This window comes from Methylomonas aurea (assembly GCF_024505045.1).
Lineage (GTDB): Bacteria > Pseudomonadota > Gammaproteobacteria > Methylococcales > Methylomonadaceae > Methylomonas > Methylomonas aurea.
In genome coordinates this window covers 19,594-36,387 of sequence record NZ_JANIBM010000016.1, presented here as the reverse complement: position 1 = coordinate 36,387, position 16,794 = coordinate 19,594, and the positions used below count along the sequence as shown (strand labels likewise).

16 protein-coding genes are annotated in these 16,794 nt (G+C 54.6%); 6 read left to right on the top strand and 10 right to left on the bottom strand.

Annotated features, from left to right (window positions below):
• Window positions 1-49 precede the first annotated feature (49 nt).
• Window positions 50-316 (top strand): hypothetical protein, encoded by a 267-nt coding sequence (locus NP603_RS13645; RefSeq protein WP_256611451.1) that lies wholly within the window; start codon window positions 50-52, stop codon window positions 314-316.
• Window positions 317-416: 100 nt separating this feature from the next.
• On the opposite strand, the gene epmA is transcribed toward NP603_RS13645, so the two are convergent.
• Together epmA and efp are read right to left on the bottom strand one after the other, a co-directional pair.
• On the bottom strand, window positions 417-1,397 hold the full coding sequence (gene epmA / locus NP603_RS13640; RefSeq protein WP_256611450.1) for an EF-P lysine aminoacylase EpmA: 981 nt from the start codon (window positions 1,395-1,397) through the stop codon (window positions 417-419).
• Entirely contained in the window at window positions 1,397-1,966 is a 570-nt protein-coding gene (gene efp / locus NP603_RS13635; protein WP_256611449.1) for an elongation factor P, read from the bottom strand. The genes epmA and efp overlap by 1 nt, the downstream gene beginning before the upstream one ends.
• A gap of 73 nt (window positions 1,967-2,039) precedes the next feature.
• On the opposite strand from efp, the gene epmB reads away from it, so the two are divergent.
• From epmB to NP603_RS13610, 5 genes are all read left to right on the top strand, one after another.
• Complete coding sequence (gene epmB, locus NP603_RS13630) at window positions 2,040-3,026, top strand: EF-P beta-lysylation protein EpmB (protein WP_256611448.1); 987 nt, start codon at window positions 2,040-2,042, stop codon at window positions 3,024-3,026.
• A gap of 97 nt (window positions 3,027-3,123) precedes the next feature.
• Window positions 3,124-7,113, top strand: coding sequence for a PAS domain-containing protein (locus tag NP603_RS13625; RefSeq protein WP_256611447.1), 3,990 nt, complete (start codon window positions 3,124-3,126; stop codon window positions 7,111-7,113).
• Window positions 7,114-7,117: 4 nt separating this feature from the next.
• Window positions 7,118-8,041 (top strand): diguanylate cyclase domain-containing protein, encoded by a 924-nt coding sequence (locus tag NP603_RS13620; RefSeq protein WP_256611446.1) that lies wholly within the window; start codon window positions 7,118-7,120, stop codon window positions 8,039-8,041.
• A gap of 94 nt (window positions 8,042-8,135) precedes the next feature.
• Window positions 8,136-8,861, top strand: a complete 726-nt coding sequence (locus NP603_RS13615) for a sulfite exporter TauE/SafE family protein (protein WP_256611445.1) — start codon at window positions 8,136-8,138, stop codon at window positions 8,859-8,861.
• A gap of 12 nt (window positions 8,862-8,873) precedes the next feature.
• Window positions 8,874-9,827 carry a sigma-54 interaction domain-containing protein gene (locus NP603_RS13610; protein ID WP_256611444.1) on the top strand — a complete coding sequence of 318 codons (954 nt, stop codon included), beginning with the start codon at window positions 8,874-8,876 and terminating at the stop codon, window positions 9,825-9,827.
• Between the two features lie 75 nt (window positions 9,828-9,902).
• On the opposite strand, the gene NP603_RS13605 is transcribed toward NP603_RS13610, so the two are convergent.
• From NP603_RS13605 to lepA, 8 genes are all read right to left on the bottom strand, one after another.
• The gene (locus NP603_RS13605; RefSeq protein ID WP_256611443.1) at window positions 9,903-10,643 is read right to left on the bottom strand and encodes a PP2C family protein-serine/threonine phosphatase; all 741 of its coding nucleotides are present in this window, start codon (window positions 10,641-10,643) and stop codon (window positions 9,903-9,905) included.
• Window positions 10,644-10,647: 4 nt separating this feature from the next.
• Window positions 10,648-11,391 (bottom strand): pyridoxine 5'-phosphate synthase, encoded by a 744-nt coding sequence (gene pdxJ / locus NP603_RS13600; RefSeq protein ID WP_256611442.1) that lies wholly within the window; start codon window positions 11,389-11,391, stop codon window positions 10,648-10,650.
• 42 nt (window positions 11,392-11,433) lie between these two features.
• On the bottom strand, window positions 11,434-12,135 hold the full coding sequence (recO, locus tag NP603_RS13595; RefSeq protein ID WP_256611441.1) for a DNA repair protein RecO: 702 nt from the start codon (window positions 12,133-12,135) through the stop codon (window positions 11,434-11,436).
• Window positions 12,135-13,025 (bottom strand): GTPase Era, encoded by an 891-nt coding sequence (gene era, locus NP603_RS13590; protein ID WP_256611440.1) that lies wholly within the window; start codon window positions 13,023-13,025, stop codon window positions 12,135-12,137. The genes recO and era overlap by 1 nt, the downstream gene beginning before the upstream one ends.
• Window positions 13,022-13,705 carry a ribonuclease III gene (rnc, locus tag NP603_RS13585; protein ID WP_256611439.1) on the bottom strand — a complete coding sequence of 228 codons (684 nt, stop codon included), beginning with the start codon at window positions 13,703-13,705 and terminating at the stop codon, window positions 13,022-13,024. Before rnc ends, era begins: the two co-directional genes overlap by 4 nt.
• Window positions 13,702-14,079, bottom strand: coding sequence for a DUF4845 domain-containing protein (locus tag NP603_RS13580; RefSeq protein WP_256611438.1), 378 nt, complete (start codon window positions 14,077-14,079; stop codon window positions 13,702-13,704). Before NP603_RS13580 ends, rnc begins: the two co-directional genes overlap by 4 nt.
• Window positions 14,080-14,158: 79 nt before the next feature.
• Complete coding sequence (lepB, locus tag NP603_RS13575) at window positions 14,159-14,935, bottom strand: signal peptidase I (protein WP_256611437.1); 777 nt, start codon at window positions 14,933-14,935, stop codon at window positions 14,159-14,161.
• A 12-nt stretch (window positions 14,936-14,947) separates the two neighbouring features.
• Window positions 14,948-16,747 carry a translation elongation factor 4 gene (gene lepA, locus NP603_RS13570; protein ID WP_256611435.1) on the bottom strand — a complete coding sequence of 600 codons (1,800 nt, stop codon included), beginning with the start codon at window positions 16,745-16,747 and terminating at the stop codon, window positions 14,948-14,950.
• Window positions 16,748-16,794 lie beyond the last annotated feature (47 nt).

Here is a 16,794-nt window from a genome sequence, read left to right as displayed (position 1 = left end):
CTGACACAGGGATTAGCGTCCCCGGCTCCCGATTGCGGAGGAGGTTGGTATGAACAAAATAACCCCCCATCTTATTCGCGATTTAAACGCCACACTTCCGGAAGGCACCGAATGCTATCTGTGCTCGGCCGTTAGACAAGCGCTCAGCAAATACCGTAGAGGGCGCGAACCGGCCGCTTATCTGGCTAAAGAACAGGCGGTTCCGATGCTTTCGACCCGACTGGGCCGCGGCTTGAAACGCTTTTTCGTTAAGGACGTACAAGCGGCGCTCGACAGCATGGACAACCCCAAAAACCGTCTGAGCTGGCCTTTCTAAACAGCCGCATGGCTATGCCTATCTTATACTGATCCGGAACCCATGCCGAATCCCCCCTTCAGCAGAAGGGGGCGTTTTTTCCGGCGACAATCGCCCAACGTCAGGCATTCGCCAACGGAAAAGCCAACACCTCGGCAATCGACTCGCTGCCGGTGGCTAACATCAACAACCGATCCAAACCGATCGCCACCCCGCTACAATCCGGCAAGCCCGAAGCTAACGCGTCCAGCAGATAAAGGTCTTTGGCAACCGCAGGCAGGCCGTTTTGCTCGCGGTAAGCGATTTCGCGGTCGAACCGCCCTTCCTGCTCGACCGGGTCAGCCAACTCGAAAAATCCGTTGCCCAATTCGACACCATTGACAAGAATCTCGAAACGCTCGCAGATCCGCGGATCGTCGACACAGTTCCTGGCCAGCGAAGACTGTATCGACGGATAGCCGTAAACCAGATACAGAGTGCTTGCGGCCATCGCCGGCTGCACCCGGTGGCTGAAAATAAAATCCAACCACATGGCGTGGTCGTTCCCGCACAAGCTAATGGCGTCTTGTAGGCCGTGCTCCGCAGCATAGGCGGCGTAGGTCTCGCGCTTGAACACCAACGGGTCGAGGCCCACGCTGTCACGGAACAGTTGCCGGTAGGAGATTTGCACCACTGGCATCGGCAAACCGTCCGCCGCCAATAAAGACCGCAACAGTTCGGCCGCCTCGGCCATTAATTGTTGCAAATTGAAACCGACTCTGTACCACTCCAGAATCGTGAACTCCGGATTGTGAAAGCGCCCGGCCTCACCATTGCGAAAGGCCTTGCAAATCTGGTAGATGCTGCCGCTGCCGGCTGCCAGCAGCCGCTTCATCGCGAACTCCGGCGAAGTTTGCAAAAACAGGGTTTGTCGCATCGGCGGCGCGAGGTAGTCGCTGCTGAAAAAATCCAACTGCGGATCGGTGCCGGTGGCCCGGCATAACAGCGGGGTTTCGACTTCCAGAACCTGGCGCTGGTCGAAAAAACGCCTGATCGCGGCGAGCATTTGCGCGCGCCGGCGCAAATGCTCGATAGAGCAAGCAGGCCGCCAGGCGGCAACCACTATTCTTTGACGCGGGAGACGTACTCGCCGGTACGGGTATCGACTTTGATTACCTCCCCGGTTTGCACGAACAGCGGCACCCGCACCACAGCGCCGGTTTCCAGTGTCGCCGGCTTGCCGCCGCCGCCGGAGGTATCGCCCTTCAAGCCGGGATCGGTTTCGGTGATCGAGAGTTCGACGAAGTTGGGCGGAGTCACCGACAGCGGCGAATCGTTCCACAGGGTCATCGTGCAGATATCCTGCTCTTTCAACCATTTGATGGCTTCGGATACGGCGTTTTTATCGGCTTGGTATTGTTCGAAGGTGTCCGGCACCATGAAATGCCAGAATTCGCCGTCGCTATAGAGGTATTGCATTTCCTTATCGACAACATCGGCACCTTCCACGGTATCGCCGGATTTGAAAGTGCGCTCGATTACCCGGCCGGTTTTCAGATTGCGGATCTTGACCCGGTTGAAAGCTTGGCCTTTGCCCGGCTTAACGAACTCGTTCTCGATAATCGCGCAAGGGTCGTTATCCAGCATGATCTTCAAACCGCCCTTGAACTCGTTGGTGCTAAAAGTCGCCATTTTTTCCTCGTGAAACAAACAATAAGCCGACGATTATAATGGATAAGATTTTTATTCGGAAACCGGAGCAACTTTGAACACCCCATCCGCCACATGGCAACAGGCGCTTGCCGATGCATTCGACAGCGTTGCCGACTTGTGCGCCTACCTGCAACTTTCACCCGCCGATTTGAATTTACCCGAGCATGCCAGCGCATTTCCGTTACGGGTTCCGCGCGATTTTGCGGCACGAATGCAAGCCGGCAACCCGGATGACCCACTGCTACGCCAAGTATTGCCGGATCTGGCCGAATTAAACGATTACCCCGGCTATAACGACGACCCGGTCGGCGATTTGCAAGCGGTGGCCCAAACCGGGGTGATTCATAAGTACCACGGCCGGATTCTGTTGATCGCAACCGGCGCCTGCGCGGTGCACTGCCGCTACTGTTTTCGCAGAAATTTTCCGTACGCCGAACTGCAATTGTCCGGTCAAAAAGTCGACAGCGCAGTGGCTTACGTCGAGCAACGCCAGGAAATTAGCGAAGTCATTCTGAGCGGCGGCGATCCGTTGCTGCTCAGCGATACCAAACTCGAACAACTTATGCGCCGCTTCGCCGAAATCAGTCACATCAAGCGCATCCGTATCCACACCCGCACCCCGGTCGTGCTGCCGCAACGCATAACCGGCGAATTGCTGAAGGCTTTTTCCAAGTTGTCGGCACAGCTTGTCATGGTTTTACATGCCAACCATGCGCAAGAACTCAGCGATTCGGTCAAACACATCTGTAGCGAACTCAGGCACTGCGGCGTCACGCTGTTAAACCAAAGCGTGTTGTTAAAGGGAATCAACGATGACGGCGAACGGCTCTGCGAGCTTAGCGAGCGCCTATTCAGCTTTAACATACTGCCCTACTACCTGCATCTGCTGGACCGCGCCAGCGGCGTCGGCCATTTCGAAGTCAGCGAAGCGAAAGCCCGCGCATTGCACCAACACCTGCAACGGCACTTGCCCGGGTATCTGGTGCCGAAACTGGTCATGGAGCAAGCGGGGGCAGCCTATAAAATCCCGATTTGCTAGTCTCGCCGGCAAATTCCACTTCGGCAAAATTCACATTTGCATGGCGGCAGTCTAAGATTTTCGTTCCGAGAACGGTTTACTCCCGACCCCACCCGCCATGACCGACAACGCCTCCGAACCTTCCGAGCAAATTCCGCGCCTGGCGTTGATCGGCGCCTGCCTGTTATTGCTCTGCGATGTTGCGGTCACCTTGTTCCAGCACGTCAGCAGCCGCAGCGCGATATCCGATCTGCTCGGTTTGTTGTTACCAGGAGTTACCGCGCTGTTGGTATTCGGCAGCTTATTGCTACGTCCGCCGCGCGATGCCTCGTTGGCCTCTCGAATACGCCGCAATTACGATGCGCTTGAGCACGCGGTGGTAGTAGTCGACAATGCCTGCCGGATCCGGGGCGTAAACCGAGCGGCCGAATTGGTGACCGGCAGCAGCGCCGCACAACTGCTGAATCAACCGGTACACGTTTGGTTTCACCCGCCCCAATTCGACGAAGCCGAATGCCGTTTGTGCCAACACATCAAAGCCGGAAAAGCCATGGCCGGCGCCGACTTCGCCTTCCCGAGCGATAATTGGCGGGAAATCTCGTTACAGCGACTGAGTTCGCGCAACAATAGCGAAATGATCGAATTCCATGTCGACGTTACCCCGCGCAAACGGATCGAAGAACAGTTGACGCTGGCCATCGACGGCGCCCAACTCGGCTATTGGGACTGGGAATACCCAACCGGCAAGCATTTGGTCAATCAACGCTGGCTGGACATGCTCGGTCTGAACCAGGACGAACTGGACAATTACGTCAGCGATTGGTCAGAGCGTTTGCACCCCGACGACCGGGAACGGGTACGGGCGACAGTCGACAAGCACATCGCATCCCGCCGCCCCTACGTCGTCGAGTTCCGGATGCGACACAAACTCGGCCACTGGGTCTGGATTCAGGGCTCCGGCGCCGTAGTCGCGTACGATCCGGTAAGTGGCCGCCCTACGCGCTTATGCGGCACACATCAAGATATCAGCCAACGTAAACAATCCGAGAACAACTTACAAGCTGCTTATCAGATCATCAGCCGTAGCGGCGCGGTAGTACTGAAATGGAATAACTCCGAAGGGCTGCCCGTCGAGTTCGCCACTGAGAACGCCCGCCAGTTACTAGGCTACAGCGCGGAACAACTAGTCAACGGCGGTGTGTTTTACGCAAACTTGATCCATCCCGACGATTTGGCCGCTTTCCTACGAGAAATCGAAGCCGGCAGCGAAATGCCCGAATGCCGGGAAATAGTGCATCAACCCTACCGCATCGTTACCCACGGCGGCAACATCAAGTGGGTACAAGACCGCAAGATGATCGTCCGCAACGAACAAGGCCGCATTACCGATTACCAGGGATTGGTCAGCGACATCACCCAGCAACGCCAACAAAACCGGGCAATCAGAAACATCATTTCCAGCGCCTTGCCGCAGAACGCCGAATCGTTGCTGGATAATTTGACCCTACTGACTCTCGAAACATTGGGCGCCGATTACGCACTGGTCGCGGAAATATTGGATAACGGTCGCGCGCGTAGCCTGTGCTTATGCGCGCACGGCAAAATCGTGCCGAACCAGGAATTCAACCTGCTCGACTCGCCTTGCCGTATCGTCGCGGAAGGTCGGATCTGCTGCTTCGAAAGCGGCGTCGGCCAACGCTTCCCGAATGCGCAATGGCTGCAAACCTTGAACATTGAAGGCTATCTCGGCATCCCACTGCAGGACAAGCAGCAAACCAGCTTCGGCTACATCGCCGTTTCCTATTGCAAACCGATTCCGGACGCTACATTCGCCGCGGACATTTTGAAACTGCTCGCGCTGCAAATCAGTGCGGAATTAGCGCGCAGCCGCGCTATCGACGCCTTGCAGGACCAAAAGCAACGCTTGCTGGATGCCCAAAGCATATCGCATATCGGCGATTGGCACTGGCGCTTGGCGGACGACCATTTCAGTTGGTCGGACGAAATGTACCGCATCACCGCGACCAACAAACAGGATTTTTCCCCGGATTTTTCGGCAATTGTGAGCCGATTAGTCCATCCGGAAGACCAGGCCTTTTTCAAATCGGCGATGCAGAACGCCGCCCGCGGCGGCATTATCGACTTTCGCCACCGGATTGTGTTAAGCAACAAGGAAATCCGCCATGTGCACCAGCGCGGCAAAGCCTTGCGCGATGCCGACAATATAATCGTAGGCGTGCAAGGTACGATGCAAGATATTACCGACCGGCTGCAGGCCGAACAACGTTTATTGGAAGCCAAACAACAAGCTGAACAAGCCAACCGGGTCAAATCCGAATTTCTGGCCAATATGAGCCACGAAATCCGCACGCCGATGAATGCGATTATCGGCTTGGTGGAACTATGCCTGAATACCGGCATCACCGCCAAGCAACGCGACTACCTGGAACGGGTCGAAACCGCATCGCGCTCGCTGATGACCATCATCGACGATATTCTGGATTTCTCGAAAATGGAAGCCGGGAAAATGCAATTGGAATCCATCCCGTTCGTGCTCGAGGAAATGTTGGACAATGTTTTCTCCACGATGTCCGAACTCAGCGCCCGCAAAGGCCTGGCGTTGATCCGTCCGCCGGCAGACCAGACCCGCCTGGCGGTCGTCGGCGACCCGCAACGTTTACGGCAAATTTTCATCAATTTGATCGGTAACGCCATCAAGTTCACCGAACATGGCGAAATCAAAGTCACGCTCAGCGAATTGAGTCGCTCGGCCCAACAGACCTGCATGCAATTCAGCATCAGCGATACCGGCATTGGCATGAACGCCGAAATGCAAGCTAAACTGTTTCAGGCATTCAGTCAGGGCGACAGTAGCGTCACCCGCAATTACGGCGGCACCGGGCTCGGCCTGATCATATCGAAACAGTTGGTCGAACAAATGGGGGGTACCATCAGCGTATCGAGCCGGGAAAACGTCGGCTCGACCTTCACCTTCAGCGTCAAATTGGGAATTAGCAATATGGCCTCGATTTGGCAAGCTCAATACCTGCGGAAAAACTCGCTGGATGCCGACAAACTACATGCGATCGCCGGAGCGCGGGTGCTGCTGGTCGAGGATAACGAGGTAAACCGGATCGTGGCAATCGAGTTACTCAACCAGGCCGGTATCGAGGTCGAAGTCGCCGAAAACGGCGAAATCGCGCTGCAAAAACTGCACACAACCCTATTCGACTGCGTATTGATGGACGTACAAATGCCCGTGATGGACGGCTATCAAACCACGCAACACTTGAGATCGATTCCGGGCTGCCAGACCTTGCCAGTCATCGCGATGACGGCGAATGCAATGCGGAACGACCGGAACAAATGCCTGCAGGCGGATATGGATGATTTTGTTAGCAAACCGATTTTGCCGGAAACCCTCTACGCGGCGCTGGTCAAGTGGATTACGCCGCGGAGCCGGACCCATCCGAGCGTTCCCACGCCAGAGGCGACCAGCAGCCATATTCCTTACCTTTACGGCATCGATAGCATGGTCGGTTTGCAGCACACGGCCGGAAATCGCAAGGTATACCGCAAAATCCTGCAAAAATTTGCCGAAAACCACGCCGATACGATGAACGAGATTAATCAGGCCCTGGCCGGTAACAATTTCGATAAAGTTTACCAATTGGTCCATACTTTAAAAGGGCTGGTCGGCTCACTCGGCGCGCTACAGTTGCAAAGCCATTTGCTAAGGCTCGAGGAGTGCTTGTCAACCAGCCAATCCGAGCGCGCGAATCTGGCGACAATCGAGAGTAATATCGCCGCAACGGCATTGGAAATGGCTAAAGTGATTCGCGGCATCAACAGCGCATTGCCGGCCACCGCGGAACTGGAACCCAATGTCCGCTTGTCGCCGCTGGAAGTACGGCAGCAACTGGCTTTACTGGTCAACAAATTACAGCTCTTCGACTCCGACGCGGACCGGCAGATGGATCAAATCGTTGCTTCCATCGAAGACGCAAAACTGTTGGAAGCGTTGGTGCCGGTAAAAAAACAAATTGGCAACTACCAATTCGTGGAAGCCGCCCAGGCGCTGAACCGTTTATTGGACTCAGGAATATAAAGAAATGGAAAATCCGAAGACTCATACCATCCTGGCAGTGGATGACAGTCCGGAAAATCTGGATTTAATCAAAAACATATTGGAACCTTACTACCAGGTCAAAGTAGCCGTGAACAGCGAATTGGCTTTGCAAATTGCCGCCAACCAGCAGCCGGACCTGATCCTGCTCGATATCGTGATGGACGGTACCGATGGCTACCAGACTTGCCTACAACTCAAAGCGTTGGATAAAACCCGCAACATACCGATCATTTTCCTGACCGCCAAACATTCCGAAGAAGACGAAGTGCACGGCTTCCGCATCGGCGGCAACGATTACATTACTAAACCCTTTTCCCCGTCGGTGGTTCTGGCCAGGGTCAGAACCCAAATTCAGCTGAAAGCCAAATCCGATTTGCTGGAAAAATTGGCGTCGCTGGACGGTTTGACCGAGATTCCCAACCGCCGCGCGTTCGATGCGGCCCTGGAACGGCAATGGAACCAATCCAAACGCACCGGCATGCCCCTTTCGTTGATGATCGCCGACATCGATTCGTTCAAACAATATAACGATTATTACGGCCACCCGATGGGAGACGAATGTTTGAAAAACGTGGCAGGCGCCTTACAAAGCATGACTCACCGCCCCGAAGACTTGGTGGCTCGGCTCGGCGGCGAAGAGTTCGCAATCTTGTTGCCCAACACCGACAGCATCGGCGCAATGCTACGCGCCGAACAATACCGCGAGGCCGTCGAGGCCTTGAAAATCCGCCACGTTAAAAACAATCCCACCGCATTCGTCACCATTTCAGCTGGCATTGCCAGTTTACGGGCCCATGCCCACGACCAGTCCACCGTCTTGTTAAAAGCCGCAGACGACGCGTTGTATCAAGCCAAAAAGCAGGGGCGCAATCGGGTTTGCGCCAACAACCTGGAGGACGTGCCGTGACGAAGGTTGCGTACACCGGCATCGAGAGTGCACGGGAAACCGGCTATAATCTTTCCCCACTTTCACCACCGATCGGCGCCGCTTCGTACCGCATATGCACGTTTATCTCGATTTCAACGCATCGTATCTTGCCGCATTCGTGATGGGCTTGCTCAGCAGCCTACATTGCATCGGCATGTGCGGCTCCATCATCGGCACGCTAACATACAGCCTGAAACCGGAACTGCGCAACGACAAACGGCGCCTGTTCGAAATCGTACTGAATTACAACCTAGGGCGGATTTTCAGCTACGCCCTCGCCGGTGCGCTGGTCGGGACCTTACAAGTATTTTTGAGCATGCCGTTCAGCCAAGGCCAGGCGCACCGTTTGCTGCAAATTTTATCCGCCGTCGTAATGGCCGGCGCCGGACTCTACCTCGGTGGCTGGTTCCCGCGCTTTGCTTACATCGAAAAAATGGGCTCGCGTTTTTGGAAATGCATTGAACCCCTGGGCAGACGCCTGATTCCGGTAAAGAACCGCACTCAGGCGTTATTGTTCGGTATGGTTTGGGGCTGGCTGCCGTGCGGGCTAATCTATACCGCGCTGGCGCTGGCGGCAACCGCCGAAGGGATAGTCCACAGCGCAATGACCATGCTGGCTTTCGGGTTAGGTACTTTACCAGCCGTGATGGGAATCGGTATAATGACCTCGTTTCTGACTCGGCTTTCCAGACTCCGCCAATTCAAGCATGCGGTCGGAGCCTTGTTTATCATTTTCGCATTATTGGCAGCCTTTCCTTGGCTAAACCCGATGCGCGTTGAACACATTATGACGTATTGAGAGGTTTTACAGGTGGATAACTTCAATTCGATTATTGGACAATCTCCAGCCATAGAAGCTTTAATCCGTAGCGCCCGTATCGTCGCAGCGACCGACGTTACTGTGTTGATCAAAGGCGAAACCGGGACAGGAAAAGAGGTGCTTGCCACGGCGATACAAAAAGACAGCCCGCGCGCTAACAAGCCCTTTGTTACCTTGAACTGCGCCGCCCTGCCCGAGGGCTTGGTCGAGTCGGAAATTTTCGGCCACAAAAAAGGCGCATTTACTGGCGCAATTTCCGACAAACAAGGTTTGTTCCAGGCCGCGGACGGCGGCACGCTGTTTCTGGACGAAATCAACTCCTTGCCGATCAGCATTCAGTCCAAACTATTGCGTTTTCTGGAATCCGGCGAATGCCTGCCCGTAGGCGGCACCAAGCCCTACACGGTGAACGTGCGCGTCATCGCCGCATCCAACGCCGATTTGACTAAATTAATCGAAAACGGCGAATTCCGCCAAGACTTATATTTCCGCCTGAATGTGGTTCCGTTGGAAATCCCGTCCTTACACCAGCGCAGCGAAGACATCGAAGAACTTGCCAAGCATTTCTTTGCCCATTTTGCCGCAATGCATTCGTTAGAACCGCCGACCTTTAGCAGACAAGCCCTGAAAACGCTGCGCAACTACAAATGGCCCGGCAACGTCCGCGAATTGCGCAACCTCTGCGAAAGACTCAGTATCCTGCTGTCCGGCAAAGTCATCGAGCCGGAAAACCTGCCGCACGAGTTTAACCGCGGCACAGTGGCACCGAACCCCGAATTCACATTACCGGAACTTGGCTTGCAATTGGATGCATTGGAAGCGGATATGATTTTACAAGCCCTGGCGCGAACAAAAGGCAACCGAAGCAAATCAGCCAGATTGCTGGGTATATCGCGAGATACGCTACTGTATCGGATTCAGAAGCATGGTTTAGCCACCCACTAACAAACCAAGGCCGCAAACAGCGGCCTTTTTTATGCGCGGCAAAAACGGCCGAGGCAAATCTTCCAGTCCGTCGGATTAACGCTTGCGCACCCATTGCACGGTAACATTATCGCTTTTGCCCTGAGCCCGCAGCACGGCCATTTTCGCCATTTTCTGCAACTCCGGTTTGGCGCTGGCCGGCTGCGATAATTGTAGCAATTCCGGCTCTTTGACAAATTCCCAAAAACCGTCGCTGCATAAAATAAATGTCTCGCCGCTTTTTATCGGCGGGCAACTGACGATATCGACAACCGGCGGATATAAGGCGTTAATACTCCGGGTCAATTTATGCTGATCGGGATGCACGCCCATTTCCCATTCGCTGATCTTGCCTTCGTCTAACAATTGCTGCAGTAGCGAATGGTCTTTGGTCCGCCACAATACCCGTTCGGCGTTCAGCCGGTAAATTCGCGAATCGCCGCAGTGTGCGGTGATGGCCTGCTCCGCGTCCAGATACAGTACCGCACAAGTGGTGTGCGCATTGAGCGCCACGGGATCGCCGGCAAACAGCTCACGCATGCCGGCGACCGCTTCGGTAATCCAGTCCTGCACGGCCGGCACACCGCGGCTCTGTATAGGAGCGCGGTATTTGTCCGCAAACGCAATCAAACAACGGCAAAAATATTGCGACGCTTTCTCCCCGCCATGGTGCCCGCCCAAACCGTCGGCAACCACGAACAAGGCATATTCGTTACATACCCGATGCGCCATACAATCCTGATTGACCTCGCGGTTACCGATCGAGGTCAATTGGTAAAACTCGAGTTCCGCCAGCATAGCTCTAACCGTGCAAACGCGCCTCTCGCATCACCCGCTTCATATCCCTTACCGCTTGTTCCAAACCGCAAAACAAAGCCTGGGCGATCAAGGCGTGGCCGATATTCAGTTCGACGATAGAATCGATCCGGCAAATCGCTTCGACGTTGTGCAGATTTAAACCATGCCCGGCATTGACCTGCAGGCCGGCGGCATGGGCGTATGCCGCCGCATCGCGAATCCGCTGCAGTTCCCGATCGCGCTCCTCGTAGTTTTCGGCATCGGCATAGCGGCCGGTATGTAATTCTACTACCGGAGCACCGGCAGCCAGCGCAGCGTCGATTTGGCGAAAATCAGGATCGATGAACAACGAAACTTCGATGCCGGCTTCAGCCAACTGTCGGCAAGCCTCTTTCATTCTGCCGGCAGCGCCGGCTACGTCCAAGCCGCCCTCGGTCGTCAATTCCTCGCGGCGCTCTGGCACCAGACAGCAAGCCTGCGGCCGCACTTCGCAAGCGATGGCCAGCATCGGCGCGGTGACCGCCATTTCCAGATTCAAGCGGGTGTGCAACATCTCCTTCAACAGCCGGATATCCCGGTCCTGAATATGCCGCCTATCCTCGCGCAAATGTGCCGTGATGCCGTCGGCACCGGCCTGCTCAACCAGCAGAGCGGCCTGCAGCGGCTCCGGGTAACGGGTACCTCTGGCTTGCCGCAGTGTCGCGACGTGATCGATATTGACGCCCAGCAATATAGGTTGTTTTGTCATGTACTCTCAAATCCGGGGAAAAAATCCGCGAAAACCATTCGGTTATAAATGTTTGATTATTTTGGCCAGTACGGCGCGACTGCTCAGATGCCGCCCTTGCAGATGAACATCCAGCATTTTCCTGAGCAGGGTCTTGGCTTCGGCTAACGCCGCAGCCGGCAACGCCGCCCTGCCGGCCAGCATCGCCAGCGTGTCGCCGCCGACCGCGCCGCCGACCGCTTGCTCCATGCCGAAATCTGCGACAAAGTTGTAGCGCAGGCCTGCCTGAATCGGCTCCCCTTTGACGTCATACGCCAAATCGGCGGCATAGCCGGACTCACTCAGCAAATCCAGCTCGAAATAACGCAAGCTTTGCTCGATATTCTGTGCCTCACATAGTTCGCGCAGGCAACGAATGTAAAGTGCAAAAATGCCAGGCTGGGGATCGGCTTTATGCACAAAGATACCAACCAATTCGTTGACATAAAATCCGCAATACAAAGCCAAGCTTTGCAAGGGATAACTGTCGACATATTCGGCATCGGCCAGGACTTTCAGTTCGTGTTTGCCGACATAAGACAGCTTTAATGCCGAAAATGGCAGCAGTAAGCCGGCCGTCTTCGACTTGGGTTTTCTGACACCTTTGGCCAAAATCGAGACCAGCCCGAAATCGCGGGTGAATACGTCTAGCAGCAGACTGGTTTCCCGATAGGGCCGATGTTGCAAGACGAACGCCGGCTGCAAGTGGACCGCACCGCCATCCATCAATCGCCGAAGTCGGTAAAACCCAAACTCTGCAAGGCCCGCTCGTTGTCCGACCAGCCCTTCTTAACCTTGACCCATAACTGCAAATAAACTTTTTGGCCGATCAATTTTTCGATATCGACCCTGGCCTCGCTGCCAACCTTTTTCAGCATCTCGCCTTGTTTGCCGATGACGATGCTTTTCTGGCTGTCGCGCTCGACCAAAATCGCCGCGTAAATTTTGCATAATTCCGGATATTCTTCGTAGCGCTCGATTTCGACGGTCAATGCGTAAGGCAACTCGTCGCCCAGGCGCCGGGTCAATTTTTCGCGAATGATTTCCGCGGCAAAAAACCGCTCCGGCCGATCGGTGATTTGGTCCTCCGGGTAAATCGGCTCGGCCTCGGGCAATAAGGCCATGATCTGCTGCTCCAGCACATCCAGATTGGTATTCCTCAAGGCTGACACCGGCAGAATGTGTTGAAACGGATACTTGGCTTGGGCCTCGGCGAAAAACCGCAGCACGGCGTCCTTGTCCTTGAGCTTATCGACCTTGTTGACCACCAGAATCACCGGCAACCCGGCCCGCTCCAACTTCTTGAAAATTTTCTCGTCGTATTCGTGCCAATACAAGCCGTCCAATAACCAGACCACGACATCGACACCCAGCAAAGTGCTATCGGCGGTCTTGTTCAGGTAACGATTCAAGACCTTTTTTTCGTCCTGATGCATGCCCGGCGTATCCATGAAAATCGCCTGTCCGGCTTCCGTGGTTTTGATGCCGAGAATGCGATGCCGAGTGGTTTGCGGCTTACGGGAAGTGATGCTGAGCTTTTGCCCGAGCAAGTGGTTCATCAACGTCGATTTACCGACATTGGGCCTACCGATCAAAGCGACGTATCCGCAGTTCATTTAGCTTTGGTTTGCAAAAGGTTCAACATATTTTCCGCAGCGGCCTGTTCGGCCTTTTTGCGGGAGATTCCGACGCCGTTACAGGTTTCGGAAGTAACCGCCACACTGCATTTCACTTCGAAAGTCTGCGCATGATCGGCGCCGGACATGCCGACCAACTCATAAACCGGCAATGGTTTTCGGCTAGCCTGCATCAATTCCTGCAGCCGAGTTTTCGGATCCTTGTTCCAATCGTCGACTTTAAGCGCCGCCAACTTATCGGCAAATAGGCGCAGAATCCATTGCCGACAAACATCGATACCCTGGTCTCTAAGCAACGCGCCCATGATGGCCTCCAGCGCATCCGACAAAATCGAATCGCGGCGGAATCCGCCGCTCTTCAACTCGCCGGACCCCAGGATCAGATAATCGCCGAGGTTATGCTGTCTGGCCAGTTCTGCCAGCGAACTTTGGTTCACCAGACTGGCCCGTAAACGGCTCAGCACCCCTTCGCCGGCATCGGGAAACAACTCGTACAATTGCTCGGCGATGACGAAGCCGAGTACCGAATCGCCCAGATATTCCAAACGCTCGTTATTGCGAGAACCGACACTGCGGTGGGTCAATGCCATGCTGAACAACTGCGGATCGTTAAACGCCAACCCCAGTTTTGCAGAGAGAATTTCGGGATTTTTTATCACTTGTTGCCGGCTTCGAATCCTTCGTGGAATTCAACCAGCACGCTCAGATTTCCGAAAATACGCTCGACCCGCTCGTAGTCGACTTCCACCCTGACGTAACCGGGCTGCGCCACGATGGTGACGTCTTCGGGCGTAACGTGTTCGACGTAGTTCATATCGAATCGCTTTTCCAGACTGGTCTTGATCTCGGATTTGGACTTGGTCACGATATCGGTGGTGTTTTCCACCGCTTTGATCGCGTTGACCACGCGGCTGTGGTTGATATAAATCGGCGCAATCTTCAGAATCAACAGCGTAAAGAAACCGATCAATGCCAAAATGAATGCGATCGACAAAAAGGTCAGCCCTTGTTGTGTGCGGGGTAAAGAACGCATACCGTCCCTCCTAAAATCTTAATCAACCGGCGCATATCGTCGCTGTCTAAACGCACGCCGAACACCCGGCAACACTGGATTACTGTAACACCGTACCCAGACGGCCAAAATCGATGCCGTTGTTTTGCCAGTCCCAATTCATCCAGATAAAGAACGCTTTACCGACCAGATTGGCTTCGGGTACGTATCCCCAATAACGGCTGTCGTTACTATTGTCGCGGTTGTCGCCCATCATGAAATAATGGCCGGGCGGCACCACAAATACGTCTTCGACCGATGAAGCTCCCGGCGCAACCAGGATGGAATGCTGCACGCCGGCCAAATCTTCTTCCAAACGCTCGGCACCGGTCATGTTAGCGCCTTGGCCGACACCTTGATAGCGACCGAGGGATACCTGCTTGACCGGGGCGCCGTTGACGTACAGTTTTTTGTCGAAATAAGCGATTCTGTCGCCCGGCAAACCAATCACGCGTTTGATGTAATCGACTTCCGGTTGCTTCGGATAACGGAATACGACGATGTCGCCGCGTTTAGGCTCACCCATTTCGACGACTTTGGTATTCAACACCGGCAGGCGGATGCCGTAGCTGAATTTGTTTACCAAGATGAAATCGCCGACCAGTAAAGTCGGCATCATCGATCCGGACGGGATCCGGAACGGCTCGACCAAAAACGAACGTAGTAATAGCACGATCAATACCACCGGAAAAAATGAGCGGGCGTATTCGACCAGCACCGGTTCTTTCTCGGTCGGGTAAGGCAAACCGGCACGTTTCAGGTACAGGCTATAGCCTCCCCAAACGATACCGGTGACGAAGGTGGCGGCGACCAAAAAAAATGAAAAATCGTAATCCATAAACTATTGCCGTTACTCTTTATTGACTTGCAACACCGCTAGAAACGCTTCCTGCGGAATCTCGATACTGCCGACCTGCTTCATCCGTTTCTTACCGGCCTTCTGCTTTTCCAACAGCTTTTTCTTACGCGTGATATCGCCTCCGTAGCATTTGGCCGTTACGTTCTTGCGCATGGCCTTGACCGTGGAGCGAGCAATAATTTTAGAGCCAATCGCGGCTTGGATCGCCACTTCGTACATTTGTCGCGGAATCAAATCTTTCATTTTCTCGACCAAATCGCGGCCGCGGTTTTGCGCCTGGTCGCGGTGGACGATAATCGACAACGCGTCGACCTTATCGCTGTTGATCAATACATCCAGTTTCACCAACGGCGCCGGATCGAAACGGAGAAATTCGTAATCGAACGAGGCATAACCCCGGCTGACCGACTTCAACCGGTCGAAGAAATCCAACACTACCTCGCTCATCGGCAATTCGTAATTCAACGAAACCTGGCCTCCGACGTATTGCATGTTCTTTTGGTTACCGCGTTTTTCGACGCATAGATTGATCACGCTACCCAAATAGGTTTGCGGCACCAGAATGTTGGCCAAAATGATGGGCTCGCGAATCTCTTCGATGGTACCGGGATCCGGCAATTTCGCCGGATTATCCACCATCACCACTTCGCCGTTGTGGGTCTCGACTTCGTAGACTACGGTCGGCGCGGTGGTAATCAGATCGATGTTGTATTCGCGCTCCAGTCTTTCCTGCACGATTTCCATGTGCAACATGCCGAGAAAGCCGCAACGAAAGCCGAAACCAAGCGCCTGCGAGGTCTCGGCCTCGTAATTCAACGCCGAATCGTTTAGCCGTAGTTTGTCCAAAGCTTCGCGCATTGCGCCGAAATCATCGGAGCTGACCGGATACAAGCCCGCGAACACCCGCGGCTGTACCTTTTCGAAACCGGGCAACACCTCTGCAGCCGGGTTGTCGGTCGCAGTAATGGTATCGCCGACCGGCGCACCGAAAATGTCCTTGATACCGGCGACGATAAAACCGACCTCACCCGTTGCCAGCTCTTGCTTTTCCAGTTGTTTAGGCGTGAACACGCCCAACTTGTCGACCGGATAAGACTTGCCGGTCGACATCACGGTGATCTTTTGTTTGCGTTTCAACGAGCCGTTGACGATACGCACCAACGACACCACGCCGAGGTAATTGTCGAACCAGGAATCGATGATCAAGGCCTGCAACGGCCCGTCCGCATTACCGCTTGGCGGCGGAATTTTTTGGATCAGTTGCTCCAGCACCGACTCCACATTCAGGCCGGTCTTGGCGCTGATCTGGCAGGCATCGTCGGCTGGAATACCGATCACATCTTCGATCTCGGCCATCACCCGTTCCGGCTCGGCGGACGGCAAATCGATCTTGTTCAATACCGGCACCACTTCGAGGCCCTGCTCGATCGCGGTGTAGCAGTTGGCCACGCTCTGCGCCTCTACCCCCTGAGCGGCATCGACAACCAGCAAGGCGCCTTCACAGGCAGCCAAGGAACGCGACACTTCGTAGGAAAAGTCGACATGGCCCGGAGTGTCGATGAAATTCAATTGGTAGGTTTCGCCGTCGCCGGCTTTGTAGTCGAGGGTAACGCTTTGCGCCTTGATGGTAATGCCACGCTCCCGCTCCAGGTCCATCGAATCCAGAACCTGAGCTTCCATCTCCCGGTCGCTGAGTCCGCCGCAAATTTGTATGAACCGGTCCGCCAATGTCGATTTCCCGTGGTCGATATGGGCGATGATGGAGAAATTTCTGATATGTTTTTGATCCACTTAGTTTCTTGATAATACGTTGGGTTGCAATGACGTTGCGGCGGCGG

Bases quoted from the DNA above. Each gene is read 5' to 3' on its own strand.
- NP603_RS13615 (WP_256611445.1), top strand. From the start codon at position 8,136: ATGCACGTTTATCTCGATTTCAACGCATCGTATCTTGCCGCATTCGTG.
- recO (WP_256611441.1), bottom strand. From the start codon at position 12,135: ATGGATGGCGGTGCGGTCCACTTGCAGCCGGCGTTCGTCTTGCAACAT.
- NP603_RS13645 (WP_256611451.1), top strand. From the start codon at position 50: ATGAACAAAATAACCCCCCATCTTATTCGCGATTTAAACGCCACACTT.
- pdxJ (WP_256611442.1), bottom strand. From the start codon at position 11,391: ATGACAAAACAACCTATATTGCTGGGCGTCAATATCGATCACGTCGCG.
- NP603_RS13620 (WP_256611446.1), top strand. From the start codon at position 7,118: ATGGAAAATCCGAAGACTCATACCATCCTGGCAGTGGATGACAGTCCG.
- NP603_RS13605 (WP_256611443.1), bottom strand. From the start codon at position 10,643: ATGCTGGCGGAACTCGAGTTTTACCAATTGACCTCGATCGGTAACCGC.
- NP603_RS13625 (WP_256611447.1), top strand. From the start codon at position 3,124: ATGACCGACAACGCCTCCGAACCTTCCGAGCAAATTCCGCGCCTGGCG.
- NP603_RS13580 (WP_256611438.1), bottom strand. From the start codon at position 14,079: ATGCGTTCTTTACCCCGCACACAACAAGGGCTGACCTTTTTGTCGATC.
- era (WP_256611440.1), bottom strand. From the start codon at position 13,025: ATGAACTGCGGATACGTCGCTTTGATCGGTAGGCCCAATGTCGGTAAA.
- efp (WP_256611449.1), bottom strand. From the start codon at position 1,966: ATGGCGACTTTTAGCACCAACGAGTTCAAGGGCGGTTTGAAGATCATG.
- lepB (WP_256611437.1), bottom strand. From the start codon at position 14,935: ATGGATTACGATTTTTCATTTTTTTTGGTCGCCGCCACCTTCGTCACC.